Consider the following 11918-nt stretch of genomic DNA (forward strand, 5'->3'; position numbering starts at 1 on the left):
CGGCGTGATCTCTCCGCCGCCGGAGACCAGCGTGTCCGACACGATCTGGACCGGTATGGCGTTGTTGACCGGCAGGCGCGGCGGGGTCGGCGCGAACAGCACCATCCACACCAGGCCGGCGCCGATCAGGGCGTGCACCGCCAACGCGCCGACCAGAGCTACTCCGGGCCGCTCCACGCCGTCAGCCCTCCCCGGGCGTCGCGGCGGTGTCGGTGATCAGGTTCAGCTTGGTGAAACCTTCCGACGACAGGCGGGCCATGACGCGGGCCACCGCCTGATAGGGAGCCCGGCCGTCGGCGCGGATGAAGATCGGCTTCTCGCGGGCGTCCGCGCCGCCTTCCTCAGCGACACGCGCGAGCAGCTGATCCCAGCGCACCTCGCCGTCGCCGACGAAGATCTCGCCGTTCTCCTTGATCGAGACCGTCACCGGCTGGCTTTCGGTATCGACGGCGCTGGCTTCGGTCTTGGGCAGCTCCACCTCGACGCCTGTCGTCAGGAGGGGCGCCGAGATCATGAAGATGATCAGCAGCACCAGCATGACGTCCACCAGCGGGGTCACGTTGATCTCGCTCAGCGGACGCTTGCGCGCCCGGCGGCGGCCGCGGACATGGCCGCCTCCGCCTGCTCCACCCAGGGCCATGGCTCAGGCCTCCCGGCGCGGTTCGGACGAGGGCGCGCCCAGGCGGCGGGCCACGGCGGCCTGCAGGTCGTCGGCGAAGCTCTCCAGACGGCCGGTGAACTTGCCCGCGTCGATCGAGAATTTGTTGTAGGCGATATAGGCCGGGATGGCCGCGAACAGGCCGATGGCGGTGGCGAACAGCGCCTCCGAGATGGCCGGGGCTACCGTCGTCAGATTGGTGTTGCCCGCCGAGGCGATGGCGCCGAAGGCGTTCATGATGCCCCAGACCGTGCCGAACAGGCCGATGAAGGGCGAGGAGGTGGCGACCACCGACAGGACGCCGAGACCGTTCTCGACCCGTTGACCCTCACGGGCGATCAGGCTGTCCAGCGCGCGGTCGATACGGGCCATCAGCAGATTGCCCTGCCCCTCGGTCAGCGGGCCGCGCGTGCGGGCCTCGCGCCAGTCCGACAGGGCGATCACCAGCATGCGCGGCAGGGGATGCGAAGGGTTCGGACCGGCCTGCGCCGCGATCTCTTCCAGCGACCGGCCAGAGCCGACCGCGTCCTCGAAGGCGTTGGCCTGACCGTTCAGGCCGGCGAAGCGGATCGCCTTGTCGATGATCACCGCCCACGACCAGACCGAGGCGAGCGCCAGACCGACCATGATGGCCTTCACGACGAGGTCGGCCCGCAGGAACAGGTCGACGGGATTCAGCATCGAGGGGTCTGCAGCGATGGTCATTCAGGCGTCCTTGCGTGTCCGTCCTGTGCAGCGGACGGGCGTGGCGGTTCTGTGGCGAGTCAGATGTCGTCAGCCGGGTTTAGTGTCCTGTAGCGGCACGGTCACGCTCGTGCACGTGACAGGTTCGCAATGCGGCGCCGCTCTCGCCTCAGGCTATTCCGGCGAGCGGGCGGCGTTCGGCTGAACGGCCACCGAGACGGGGGCCCCGACGCTGATGATCACGCCTTCGTGGCCTTCCTTGGCGATCGAATAGGTGGCGGCGTCGCGCAGCAGCTGGTTCTCGCAGGCCTGATCATTCGGACGGCCCAGGTCCTCGCAGCCGCGCTTGGCCGCGTCGGCCCAGCCGCGCACCCGACGGGTGGCCGCATCGGCCCGCTTGATCGCGGCCTCGTCCTCGGCGGCGGCCTGGGCGATCAGGGCCTGGCGAGCGCCCTGCTGGTACTGCAGCTCGGCCTGACCGGCCATCTTGCGCTCCCAGACCTTGTAGTAGGGGCAGCCGACCAGTCCGCCGCCCAGCAGCAGCACCGCCAGCAGGGTGAAGATGGCCAGCAGGGTCCAGGCCTGGCGGCCGGTCATCTCGGAGGTCTGGGCCATGTCAGGTCTTCCTTTCTTCGGCCAGCCAGGGGCGGACCTTTTCAACGAGTGTCTTGGTGGGACGGCGCGGGCGGCCGTCCATGTGGATGCAGACGACCTCGACCTCGGCGCGGCACAGGACGCTTTGGGTGGGGGCGTCATCGCCGCGCACGATCTCCTGCGCGATCAGCAGGCGGGGTCCCTTCACGGCCTCATACCAGGTGCGCACCACCAGCTCGTCGTCGATGCGCGCGGGCTTGAGGAAGGTCAGGTTCATCTTGGAGACCACGAAGGCCATGGGCTGGTCGCCGTCCAGCAGCTCCGCGTGGCCCACGCCCATCAGGCGCAGGCAGTCGGAACGCCCCCGCTCGAAATAGCGGACGTAGTTGGCGTGGTAGACCAGGCCGGTGAAGTCGGTGTCCTCGTAATAGACGCGCACCGGCAGGCGATGCTCACGCCCTTCGAAACGGCCGGCGGTGGGACGGTCGGTCATCGCACCAGCTCTTCGTGACGCTTGAGGAAGCCGGGGCAGAGGTCGCCCTGCAGCTGGTCGAACTCGACCTTCAGCGGATCGGTCTCCAGCATCAGGCGGTTGGGGCGCGAGATGAAGGCGACGATGTCATCGCCGTTGCGGATGTAGCCGCAGACCGCGCGGCGGCGGCCGGTCTCCGTATAGGTGACGCGCGCCTGACGGCCGACCAGCCGATGCACCTGGGCCTGGGCGCGCTGCTCGGGCGTCGGCTCGGGCGTTCCGAAGGCGTTGCGGCTGACCAGCCAGACCAGAAGCGCGCCGAGCAGGATGACGGCCACGCCGAGGACGGCGATCAGGCGTTCAACGCGGATTGTCCGTTTCGCCATGCGGCCTCCCTGCCCCGACCATGCCGGGGTTCGGCGCGCAGGTGAAGGCTATTTGCCCCCGAACAGGTCGCCCGCTTGGGGAACCTTGGGCGGTTCGGTCAGGCCGAGGTGGCTGTAGGCGCGCGCGCAGGCCATGCGGCCGCGGGGGGTGCGCTGGATGAAGCCCTGCTGCAGCAGATAGGGCTCGATCACGTCCTCGACCGCGTCTCGCGCCTCGGCGATGGCGGCGGCGAGGGTGTCCATGCCGACGGGGCCGCCGCCGTAGTTCTCGATCAGGGCCTTGAGGAAGCGACGGTCGTTGGCGTCCAGGCCGACCTCGTCGATCTCCAGCCGGGCCAGCGCGCGGGCGGCGGCCAGTCTGTCGATGGAGGTCGCGCCCTCGGCGGAGGCGAAGTCGCGCACCCGGCGCAGCAGGCGGCCCGCGACCCGGGGCGTGCCGCGCGAGCGCGACGCGATCTCCAGCGCCCCGTCCTCGGTGATCGCCGCGCCCATCTTGCGCGCCGTGCCCATGACCACGCGGGTGAGTTCCTGCGGAGTGTAGAACTCCAGCCGCATCGGGATGCCGAACCGGTCGCGCAGCGGCGTCGCCAGCAGGCCCGCGCGGGTTGTGGCGCCGACCAGGGTGAAGGGGGCCAGGTCGATACGCACGGAGCGGGCGGACGGCCCCTCGCCGATGATCAGGTCCAGCACATGGTCTTCCATGGCCGGGTAGAGGATTTCTTCGACCGTCGGGGCGAGACGGTGGATCTCGTCGATGAACAGCACGTCGCGCGGTTCGAGATTGGTCAGGATGGCGGCCAGGTCGCCGGCCTTGGCGAGTATGGGGCCGGAAGTAGCGCGGAAGCCGACGCCCAGCTCGCGCGCAACGATCTGCGCCAGCGTCGTCTTGCCCAGCCCCGGGGGGCCGAACAGCAGCACATGGTCCAGCGCCTCGTTGCGGGCGCGGGCGGCGTCGATGAAGACCTTCAGATTGCCCTTGGTCTGCTCCTGGCCGACGAACTCGGACAGGGTCTGGGGCCGCAGGGCGCGGTCATAGGCCTCGCCGGGGGCGGGCTCGGCGGAGATGATGCGGTCGTCGGTCAACGCCCCAGCTCCTGCAGGGCGGCGCGGATGACGGCGGACAGGTCGGCGTCCTCACCCAGACGGATCAGGGCCTGATCCACGGCGCGGCGGGCGTTGACCTCGGCCACGCCCAGCCCGAGCAGGGCCGAGACGGCTTCGCCGGTCAGGCTGGGGGTCGGAGCCGCGATCTCGGCGTGGACGCCGGGCGCGGAGGGCGTGAAGGAGGTGTCGCCCAGCGGCTTGCCCTTCAATTCCGTGACGATGCGCAGGGCCAGCTTGGGACCGACGCCGTTGGCGCGGGCCACCGCCGCCTTGTCCTCGCGCGCCACCGCGGCGGCCAGTTCGCCGGGCGGCAGGACATCCAGCACGCTGAGCGCCGCCTTGGGGCCGACGCCCTGGATGCCGGTCAGGGTGGTGAAGGCGCGCCGGTCGTCGCGGGTCAGGAAGCCGTACAGGCGTGGGCCGTTCTCGGCGGACCAGTTCGATTCGATGTGCAGGGTCGCCTCGTCGCCGGGCGCGGGCAGGCGCTGCAGGGTGCGGGCCCCGCAGGCGACGACATAGCCGACCCCGGCGCAGTCGATCAGGCAGTGATCCTGCTCGACCTCGGCCAGCACGCCGCGAAGACGTCCGATCATGCCGCGCCTCGCAGGGCGGTCAGAAGCGCGCGCTTGCGCAGCTGGGCGTGGGTGATGGCGACGGCCAGGGCGTCGGCGGCGTCCGCCTTCACGTCGCCGGCCGAGGGCAGCAGCCGCTTCACCATGAAGGCGATCTGGCCCTTGTCGGCGTGGCCGGCGCCGACCACCGCCTTCTTGATCAGGTTGGGCGAATATTCCGCGACCGGCAGGCCGCATTTCGCGGGGGCCAGCATGACGGCGGCGCGGGCATGGCCCAGCTTCAGCGTCGAGGACGGGTTCATGTTGACGAACACCTCCTCCACCGCCGCCTCGTCACAGGCGTATTCGGTGCAGATCGCGCTCAGGGCGTCGAGCAGGTGCAGCAGCCGCTCGCTAAACGGGGCGGACTCGGGCGGGGTCACGACGCCGTGCGCGATCCAGCGCAGCCGCGAGCCTTCGGAGGCCACGACCCCCCATCCGGCGCGTCTGAGGCCGGGATCCAGACCGAGTATCCGAGTCGTTTCGTTCGCCATCCGTTCCGTTATTGCCCGAGAGATGCCTAACGGACAATGACCGGATGCGATCATCGACCATTGCATACGCAATGAAGTCATGCTTTGCGTATGCAATGGACACTACCCCCTGCATCTGCGGCCGCTTGCGCCGCACCTCGCGCGCCCTGACGCGACTGTATGACGAGGCGCTGGCGCCGGTCGGGCTGACGGTCACGCAATTCTCGGTCACGCGGACCCTGTCGCGGCTGGACCGGCCGACGCTGACGGAGCTGGCGGACGCCACCGCCCATGAGAAAAGCGCCCTGTGGCGCATCCTGCAGCCGCTGGTGAAGAAGGGCTGGATCGACGCCGCCTCGCCGAAGGGCGAGCGCGGGCAGCGCCTGTCGGTGACCCCGTCGGGCCTCGAAAAGCTGAACGACGCGATGCCCCACTGGCGCGCGGCGCAGGCCAGGGTGTCCGAAACCCTCGGCGACCGCGAAGCCGCCCTGATCGCCCTGCTGCGGGAAGTCGAAGCCCATGTCTGACGTCCTGCACCCGAAGCTGTCGAACCGCGCCTGGACCATGATCCTGGCGGGGGCGGTGATCGTGACCCTGTCGATGGGGGTGCGGCAGTCGTTCGGCCTGTTCCTTCAACCGCTGGGGCTGGAGTTGGGCGTGGACCGCCAGACCTTCGGCCTGATCGTCGCCGGCCAGAACCTGCTGTTCGGCCTTCTGCAGCCCTTCGTCGGGGCCTGGGCCGACCGGCACGGCGCGGGCCGTGTCGCCGTGGTCGGGGCCGCCGTCTATGCGGTCGGGCTGATCATCGCGGCGACGGCGGTGAACGCGCTGGGCCTCGCCGTCGGCTTCGGCGCCCTGGTGGGCCTGGCCATGGCCGGCTGTACCGTCACCGTCATCCTCGGCGCGGTCGGCAAGATCGTGCCCGCCGAGAAGCGCACCCTGGCCTTCGGCATCGTCACCGCCGGCGGGTCTCTGGGCCAGTTCCTGGTGGTGCCGGCGGCGCAAGGGCTGCTGGACGCCCTGGACTGGCGGCTGACCCTGTTCGTCATGGCCGGCCTGATCGCCGTGATCGCGCTGCTGGCGATCGGCATCGCGGGCAAGCCGCCCGCCTCGATCGGCCAGCAGGACGGCCCGCCCATCCGCGAGGCGCTGAAGGAGGCGTTCGCCGACCGTTCGTTCTGGCTGCTGAACGCGGGCTTTTTCGTCTGCGGCTTCCACATCGCCTTCGTCGGCACCCACCTGCCGTCCTACATCCGCGACCAGGGCCTGCCCGCCGAGGTCGGGGCCTGGTCCCTGGCCCTGATCGGCCTGTTCAACATCGCGGGCTCCTGGCTGTGGGGCGCCTGGGGCTCGAAGCGGTCCAAGAAGAACCTGCTGGCCCTGCTCTACGGCCTGCGCTCCGTGACCATCATCCTGTTCATGATCCTGCCCCTGTCATCGGTCAGCGTGCTGGTTTTCGCCGCGACCTTCGGCTTCCTGTGGCTGGGCACGGTGCCGCTCACCAATGGGCTGGTGGCCCAGATTTACGGCTTGAGGCACCTGTCGGCGCTGGGCGGGATCGTCTTCCTGAGCCACCAGGTCGGGGCCTTCCTCGGCGCCTGGACGGCGGGTGTGGCCTTCGACGTCACCGGCTCCTACAACCTGATCTGGATGGTCTCGATCGCCCTGGGCCTGCTGGCCGCCGCCGCCAATCTGCCGATCCGGGAAGCGCCGCTGCTCCGGCCTGAAGCGGTCCCGGCGCAATGACGCGCAAACTGGCCATCGGCGGCGCGGCGCTGGTCCTGACCGGGCTGGGGCTCTGGCTGTGGGGCCGCAACGGCATGGCGGTGTTCCTGGACGCCATGGTCGCCTTCTGCGCCTGAGGCCTGTTCGTCGGGCCTATTCGTCTCTGGGCATCACCGAGAAGCCGGACAGATCGTCCTCCTGCGACAGGCGGGCGACCAGGCCGTCGACGTCCAGGGGCATGGCGCCCTTCACCTTCATGTGGTGCTCGTGGACCTTGCCGTCCTGCGAGATGACGTGGCCCAGACGGACGGCCTTCATGCCCGAGTCGCGCAGCAGGTTGCGGACGACGGCCTCGCCCGGAGCGGCGTTGCGCCGCCACTTCAGCACCACGTCCATGACGCCGATGTGGGGCAGCTTGGCGTCGGCGAGGCGCAGCACGGCCAGCACCGCCAGCGTCGCGCCCGCCGCCAGCAGGGCCAGCGGCAGCATGCCGACGCCGAACAGGACGCCGATGGCAGAGGTCACCCACAGCGACGCCGCCGTGGTCAGGCCATGGACCGAAAATCCTTCGCGGAAGATCACGCCCGCGCACAGGAAGCCGATGCCGGTCAGCAAGCCGTGCGACATCCGCGTCGGATCGACCACCACAGTCTGCCCCGGCAGCGCGGTGAAGGCCCAGGTCGACTGGTGCATGGCCGCCAGCATCAGCACGCAGCTGGTCAGGCAGACCAGGATGTGGGTGCGAAAGCCCGCCGGATGCCCGTGATAGGTCCGCTCGACGCCGATCAGCCCCCCGGCCGTCATGGCCGCGAGCACGGGCCAGACCAGATCAAAGTTTAGCAATGAAATTCGCTCCGCAAACTGACGAATCCCGAACCTAGGCCTGTCCGGCGGCTTCAATCAAGCAGCGGGCAAGCAGGGGTCAGTCGTCGCGCGGATCCAGCGAATAGCCGATCACGCCGTCGATGCCGCGCAGGCGGGCCGCGAGCGTCTTCAGGGCGGGCTCACCCTCGACCTTGAAGCGGAAACTGCGGCGCAGGGCGGCGCCGCCGTCGATCAGTTCGAAATGGTCCGCCCTGGAGGAGCGGTCGATGCCGGCCAGCGCCGCCTCGATGCGATCCTCGGCGCCGGTCGCGTCGCGCCGCCAGACGATCTGGGCGTCGATCACCGCCTTCTGCGGCAGGCGCAGGCTGACCAGCCGCAGGACGACCAGGATGGCGACGGTAAGCACCGTCCCGACGAGGCCGATCCCATACAGGCCCGCCCCGAACAGCAGGCCGATCGCCGCCGTGATCCACAGCGACGCCGCCGTGGTCAGGCCGTGGATGGAGAAGCCCGCGCGGAAGATCACCCCGGCGCACAGGAAGCCGATCCCGGTCAGGACGCCGTGCGCCAGACGCGCCGGATCGGCCACCACCGCGGCGCCCGCGACCGGCAGGAACCGCCATGCGCCCTGCGACACCGCCGCCTCCATCAGCAGGGCCGAAGCCAGGCAGACGAGGATATGGGTGCGAAAGCCCGCCGCCCGCCCCCGCCATTCGCGTTCGAAGCCGATCAGCCCGCCGGCCAGGACGGCGGCCAGAAGCGGAAGGGTGAAACCGGGCAGGTCGCTCATGTCCATGGGCGAGCAACGGCGGCCGAGCGTAGCGGTTCCGGCGCTCAGCCGGCCGGCGCGGGTTCCGGCGGCGGCGGCGCGGGCGTTTCCAGCCGATCGGTGGGCGGCAGGGCCGACGGCGGCATGTAGACGGGCGGCTTTTCAGCCTCGGCCGGCGGCTGAGGCGGCCTCACCCATCGAGGAGTAGCGGTGTAGGACACGCCGAGCGTGACCGTGCCTTCGACAGTGCGGCCGTTGGCCGTCAGCGGCTCCATGCGAGCGCCCGACAGGGCGGGCCGCGTCCGCGCGGCCAGCCCCGTGCCGGCGGGCTCCTCGGTCGCCGCACAGTTCGACAGGGTCCCGCCGCGGCTGACATTGCAGCGGAACCGAACGCTCATGCGGGTGACGCCCGGCGGGTAGGCGTCGTCTCCGACCGATGGCCAGGCCGGCGGGACCGACCAGCGCAGCGGCCCCCAGGCCGGCTCACGGCTCTCACGCTCGGAGGATGCGCCGCGCGGCGCCGTATACGGGGGCGCGTCGCCGTAGGAGAGATCGCCCGGGGGCGAGACGGGGACCGTCAGGGGGGCCGCCGACGACGCCTCGGCGGCGGGAGTCGGCACGGGCGGTTCGCGTTCAAGCGCCCTTTGGGCGGCTCGCGCCGCACGCTCGGCGGCCTGCGTCGCGCGATAAGGTCCGGCCTGCCGATACTGGCCGACCAGATGGACCAGCGACACGACAGTCGCGACGGCCAGGGTCGCGCTGAAGGCGCGGATCAGCCACCGCTCGGTCCTGCCGCGCGGCCTCGCATCCGCCGGATCGTCATAGCTGTGCGTCATGGCGCCTCCCCGCCCCTATCCTGACCGGTCAGCCCCCTGTCTTGCAACGCCCGAGACAGCCGCGCCGCGCCGCGCTAGCGTCTGGCTGCTGGGGAGAAGCCTGATGTCCAAGTCCGCCGGAACCGTCGCCGCGATCGCGGTCGCCCTCATCGCCTTCGGGGGCGCCCCGTCGCGGGCCCAGGAAGCCGCGCCCCGGCCCGACCAGCAGGCGTTTCGCGGCCTCTACGAGGAACTGATCGAGACCAACACCACCCTGTCCGAGGGCAGTTGCACCCTGGCGTCCGAGCGGATGGCGGCGCGGCTGCTGGCCGCCGGTTACCCGGCCGCCGACGTGCGCGTGCTGGTTCCGGCGGAGCGGCCGAAGGACGGCAATCTGTCGGCGGTGCTGCGCGGGTCGGACCCGTCGGCCGGTGCGATCCTGCTGCTGGCCCACATCGACGTGGTCGAGGCCCGCCGCGAGGACTGGGACCGTGATCCGTTCACCCTCGTCGAGGAGGGCGGCTATTTCCACGCGCGCGGCGCGCAGGACGACAAGGCCCAGGCGGCCATCTGGGTCGACACCCTGATCCGGCTGAAGGCGCAGGGCTTCACCCCGCGTCGCGACATCAAGATCGCCCTGACCTGCGGCGAGGAGACCTCCGACACCTTCAACGGCGTCTCGTGGCTGCTGGAGCACCATCGCGACGCGCTGCAGGCGGACTTCGCCCTGAACGAGGGCCCGCGCGGGCGTCTGGACGCGGACGGAAACCGCGTGGCGCTGGAGATCCAGGCCGGCGAGAAGATCTATCAGGACTACCGGCTGGAGATCACCAATCCGGGCGGCCACTCGTCGCGGCCGGTTGCGGACAACGCCATCTACCGCCTGTCCGCCGCCCTGACCCGACTGGGCGGCTACACCTTCCCGACCGAGCCGAACGCGACGGTCCGGGCCTATTTCACCGCCCTGGCCGAGGTCACGCCCGCCTACGCCCTGCCCATGCGCGAGGTCGCCGCGGCCGCCAATCTGGACATCCGCGAGCGGGCGGCGCAGCGGCTTTCCGCGGCCGATCCGGCATGGAACGCCGTGCTGCGCACCACCTGCGTGGCGACCATGGTCGATGCGGGCCACGCGCCCAACGCCCTGCCCCAACGCGCGACCGCCAATGTGAACTGCCGCATCCTGCCGGGTCACGATCCACAGGCGGTGCGCGCCGAACTGGAGCGGGTGCTGGCGGATCGGGACATCGCGGTGACGATTCCGGGCCAGATCGATCCCACATCGCCGCCCCCGCCGCTGAGCCCCGCCATCGTCGATCCGATCCGCCGCATCGCCGCCGATCTGTGGCCGGGCGTGCCGGTGGTCCCGTCGATGAGCCCAGGCGCCACCGACGGCCGCTTCACCAACGCCGCCGGCATCCCGACCTACGGCGTCACCGGCCTGTTCGCCGACCCCGACGGCGGCGGCGTGCACGGGCTGAACGAACGCATTCGCGTCCGGTCGCTGTATGAAGGCCGCGACTTCCTGTTCGAACTGGTGAAGGCGTACGCGCGGTAGGTCCCGTCCGGGTCCTAACCCGCGTACTTGGCGGCGTCTTCGTCCGAGATGTCCTCGTTCGAATAGACGTTCTGCACGTCGTCCTCGGCGTCCAGCGCGTCGAGCAGCTTGAGCAGGGTGCCGACGGCTTCACCGGTGACCGGCACCTCCGACTGGGGCTTCCAGACGATGGCGGTCGACTTCGGGTCGCCCAGCACCTTGGACATGGCCTCGGCCACCTCGTTCAGGTCCTCGAAGGCGGTCCAGATGGTATGGCCCGGCGCGTCTTCATAGATGTCCGGCTTGACCAGATCGCTCTCGACGTCCTGGGCGCCCGCCTCGATGGCGGCTTCCATGACGGCGTCCTCGGTGCCGGCCTCGGCCTTGTAGATGATCTGGCCGACGCGATCCCACATGAAGGCGACCGAGTTCATCTCGCTCAGCGCCCCGCCGTTCTTCTTGAAGGCGGCGCCGATGTTGGAGGCGGCGCGGTTGCGGTTGTCGGTCAGGGCTTCGACGATGATGCCGACGCCGCCCGGGCCGCGGCCCTCGTAGCGGACCTCTTCCATCGTATCGACATCGCCCGACGAGGCCTTGTTGATGGCGCGCTGGATGACGTCCTTGGGCAGGCTTTCGGCCTTGGCGTTGTTCACCGCCAGACGCAGGCGCGGGTTCATGGCGGGGTCGGGCAGGCCCGACTTGGCGGCGACCGTGATGTCGCGCGACAGCTTGGAGAACAGCTTGGAACGCTGGGCGTCGGCGCGCCCCTTGCGGTGCATGATGTTCTTGAACTTGGAATGGCCGGCCATGGGTTCGGTCTCTGGTCGTCTCAAAGGGTCGAAAGTCGGAGCCGCGATCTAGCCGAAGGCGACGGCGGTGTCACGATTCAGGAACCTGTAGAGCTTTACAGGCATTTCGGATCAGCAGACGGAGCCCCGACATGACCGCCGAAGACGCCATCTATGCAGCCGAGGGCTATCACGACGACGACCTGCATGAGGCCGACATCGTCGAGTGGTACGAAGCCCGCCCCGTCACCGTGCCGACCGCCGTCGCCACCGGCGCCGTCATCGGCGCCTTTGCGCTCGGTGTGCTGACCGCCGTCGGCGCCCTGGCCCTGATGGGCCGTCTGGACGACTAGCTCTTCAGGCTTTCCAGGAAGCCGCGCATCTTCTCGTCCACGGGCACCGGCCGCTTGGTCTCTCGGTCGACATAGACGTGGATGAAATAGCCGACGGCGGCCGCCTCCTGCTCGTTGTTGCGGAACA

Annotated in this window: 16 protein-coding genes; 4 read left to right on the top strand and 12 right to left on the bottom strand. The window is 70.1% G+C overall.

Annotated features, from left to right (window positions below; all coding sequences use genetic code 11):
• Window positions 1-181 precede the first annotated feature (181 nt).
• The 8 genes from tolR to ruvC form a co-directional block, all read right to left on the bottom strand.
• Window positions 182-640: a protein TolR gene (gene tolR / locus Q0C81_RS08895; protein WP_291836640.1), complete on the bottom strand. Its 459-nt coding sequence runs from the start codon at window positions 638-640 to the stop codon at window positions 182-184.
• Window positions 641-643: 3 nt separating this feature from the next.
• The gene (gene tolQ / locus Q0C81_RS08900; RefSeq protein WP_291836643.1) at window positions 644-1363 is read right to left on the bottom strand and encodes a protein TolQ; all 720 of its coding nucleotides are present in this window, start codon (window positions 1361-1363) and stop codon (window positions 644-646) included.
• Between the two features lie 153 nt (window positions 1364-1516).
• Window positions 1517-1957, bottom strand: coding sequence for a hypothetical protein (locus Q0C81_RS08905; RefSeq protein ID WP_291836646.1), 441 nt, complete (start codon window positions 1955-1957; stop codon window positions 1517-1519).
• A 1-nt stretch (window position 1958) separates the two neighbouring features.
• Window positions 1959-2429 carry a YbgC/FadM family acyl-CoA thioesterase gene (locus Q0C81_RS08910; protein WP_291836648.1) on the bottom strand — a complete coding sequence of 157 codons (471 nt, stop codon included), beginning with the start codon at window positions 2427-2429 and terminating at the stop codon, window positions 1959-1961.
• Window positions 2426-2794 carry a hypothetical protein gene (locus tag Q0C81_RS08915; RefSeq protein WP_291836651.1) on the bottom strand — a complete coding sequence of 123 codons (369 nt, stop codon included), beginning with the start codon at window positions 2792-2794 and terminating at the stop codon, window positions 2426-2428. Before Q0C81_RS08915 ends, Q0C81_RS08910 begins: the two co-directional genes overlap by 4 nt.
• A 48-nt stretch (window positions 2795-2842) precedes the next feature.
• On the bottom strand, window positions 2843-3877 hold the full coding sequence (gene ruvB, locus Q0C81_RS08920) for a Holliday junction branch migration DNA helicase RuvB (protein WP_291836654.1): 1035 nt from the start codon (window positions 3875-3877) through the stop codon (window positions 2843-2845).
• Entirely contained in the window at window positions 3874-4491 is a 618-nt protein-coding gene (ruvA, locus tag Q0C81_RS08925) for a Holliday junction branch migration protein RuvA (RefSeq protein WP_291836657.1), read from the bottom strand. The genes ruvB and ruvA overlap by 4 nt, the downstream gene beginning before the upstream one ends.
• Window positions 4488-5003: a crossover junction endodeoxyribonuclease RuvC gene (gene ruvC / locus Q0C81_RS08930; protein WP_291836660.1), complete on the bottom strand. Its 516-nt coding sequence runs from the start codon at window positions 5001-5003 to the stop codon at window positions 4488-4490. The genes ruvA and ruvC overlap by 4 nt, the downstream gene beginning before the upstream one ends.
• A gap of 95 nt (window positions 5004-5098) precedes the next feature.
• Between ruvC and Q0C81_RS08935 the strand changes: the two genes are divergently transcribed.
• Window positions 5099-5509, top strand: a complete 411-nt coding sequence (locus Q0C81_RS08935; protein WP_291836663.1) for a MarR family winged helix-turn-helix transcriptional regulator — start codon at window positions 5099-5101, stop codon at window positions 5507-5509.
• Window positions 5502-6728: an MFS transporter gene (locus Q0C81_RS08940; RefSeq protein WP_291836666.1), complete on the top strand. Its 1227-nt coding sequence runs from the start codon at window positions 5502-5504 to the stop codon at window positions 6726-6728. Before Q0C81_RS08935 ends, Q0C81_RS08940 begins: the two co-directional genes overlap by 8 nt.
• A 132-nt stretch (window positions 6729-6860) precedes the next feature.
• Here the strand turns inward: Q0C81_RS08940 and Q0C81_RS08945 are convergent, their stop codons facing one another.
• The 3 genes from Q0C81_RS08945 to Q0C81_RS08955 form a co-directional block, all read right to left on the bottom strand.
• Window positions 6861-7550, bottom strand: coding sequence for an MgtC/SapB family protein (locus Q0C81_RS08945; protein WP_291836669.1), 690 nt, complete (start codon window positions 7548-7550; stop codon window positions 6861-6863).
• 79 nt (window positions 7551-7629) lie between these two features.
• Window positions 7630-8322 carry an MgtC/SapB family protein gene (locus tag Q0C81_RS08950; RefSeq protein WP_291836672.1) on the bottom strand — a complete coding sequence of 231 codons (693 nt, stop codon included), beginning with the start codon at window positions 8320-8322 and terminating at the stop codon, window positions 7630-7632.
• 44 nt (window positions 8323-8366) lie between these two features.
• Complete coding sequence (locus tag Q0C81_RS08955; RefSeq protein ID WP_291836674.1) at window positions 8367-9137, bottom strand: hypothetical protein; 771 nt, start codon at window positions 9135-9137, stop codon at window positions 8367-8369.
• A gap of 103 nt (window positions 9138-9240) precedes the next feature.
• Here Q0C81_RS08955 and Q0C81_RS08960 point away from each other — a divergent pair, with 103 nt between their 5' ends.
• A complete protein-coding gene (locus Q0C81_RS08960; protein WP_291836679.1) occupies window positions 9241-10671 on the top strand; it encodes a M20/M25/M40 family metallo-hydrolase in 1431 nt (476 codons plus the stop codon).
• Between the two features lie 14 nt (window positions 10672-10685).
• On the opposite strand, the gene Q0C81_RS08965 is transcribed toward Q0C81_RS08960, so the two are convergent.
• Window positions 10686-11459: a YebC/PmpR family DNA-binding transcriptional regulator gene (locus tag Q0C81_RS08965; protein WP_291836682.1), complete on the bottom strand. Its 774-nt coding sequence runs from the start codon at window positions 11457-11459 to the stop codon at window positions 10686-10688.
• A 131-nt stretch (window positions 11460-11590) separates the two neighbouring features.
• Here Q0C81_RS08965 and Q0C81_RS08970 point away from each other — a divergent pair, with 131 nt between their 5' ends.
• Window positions 11591-11791 (top strand): hypothetical protein, encoded by a 201-nt coding sequence (locus Q0C81_RS08970; RefSeq protein ID WP_291836685.1) that lies wholly within the window; start codon window positions 11591-11593, stop codon window positions 11789-11791.
• The last annotated feature ends 127 nt before the right edge of the window (window positions 11792-11918 follow it).

The organism is Brevundimonas sp., from assembly GCF_023259385.1.
Lineage (GTDB): Bacteria > Pseudomonadota > Alphaproteobacteria > Caulobacterales > Caulobacteraceae > Brevundimonas.

Excerpts from the sequence above, each read along its gene's own strand:
- Q0C81_RS08940 (WP_291836666.1), top strand. The coding sequence starts at position 5,502 with ATGTCTGACGTCCTGCACCCGAAGCTGTCGAACCGCGCCTGGACCATG.
- ruvC (WP_291836660.1), bottom strand. The coding sequence starts at position 5,003 with ATGGCGAACGAAACGACTCGGATACTCGGTCTGGATCCCGGCCTCAGA.
- Q0C81_RS08910 (WP_291836648.1), bottom strand. The coding sequence starts at position 2,429 with ATGACCGACCGTCCCACCGCCGGCCGTTTCGAAGGGCGTGAGCATCGC.
- Q0C81_RS08965 (WP_291836682.1), bottom strand. The coding sequence starts at position 11,459 with ATGGCCGGCCATTCCAAGTTCAAGAACATCATGCACCGCAAGGGGCGC.
- tolR (WP_291836640.1), bottom strand. The coding sequence starts at position 640 with ATGGCCCTGGGTGGAGCAGGCGGAGGCGGCCATGTCCGCGGCCGCCGC.
- Q0C81_RS08955 (WP_291836674.1), bottom strand. The coding sequence starts at position 9,137 with ATGACGCACAGCTATGACGATCCGGCGGATGCGAGGCCGCGCGGCAGG.
- Q0C81_RS08960 (WP_291836679.1), top strand. The coding sequence starts at position 9,241 with ATGTCCAAGTCCGCCGGAACCGTCGCCGCGATCGCGGTCGCCCTCATC.
- Q0C81_RS08915 (WP_291836651.1), bottom strand. The coding sequence starts at position 2,794 with ATGGCGAAACGGACAATCCGCGTTGAACGCCTGATCGCCGTCCTCGGC.
- tolQ (WP_291836643.1), bottom strand. The coding sequence starts at position 1,363 with ATGACCATCGCTGCAGACCCCTCGATGCTGAATCCCGTCGACCTGTTC.
- ruvA (WP_291836657.1), bottom strand. The coding sequence starts at position 4,491 with ATGATCGGACGTCTTCGCGGCGTGCTGGCCGAGGTCGAGCAGGATCAC.
- Q0C81_RS08935 (WP_291836663.1), top strand. The coding sequence starts at position 5,099 with ATGGACACTACCCCCTGCATCTGCGGCCGCTTGCGCCGCACCTCGCGC.
- Q0C81_RS08905 (WP_291836646.1), bottom strand. The coding sequence starts at position 1,957 with ATGGCCCAGACCTCCGAGATGACCGGCCGCCAGGCCTGGACCCTGCTG.
- Q0C81_RS08950 (WP_291836672.1), bottom strand. The coding sequence starts at position 8,322 with ATGAGCGACCTGCCCGGTTTCACCCTTCCGCTTCTGGCCGCCGTCCTG.
- Q0C81_RS08970 (WP_291836685.1), top strand. The coding sequence starts at position 11,591 with ATGACCGCCGAAGACGCCATCTATGCAGCCGAGGGCTATCACGACGAC.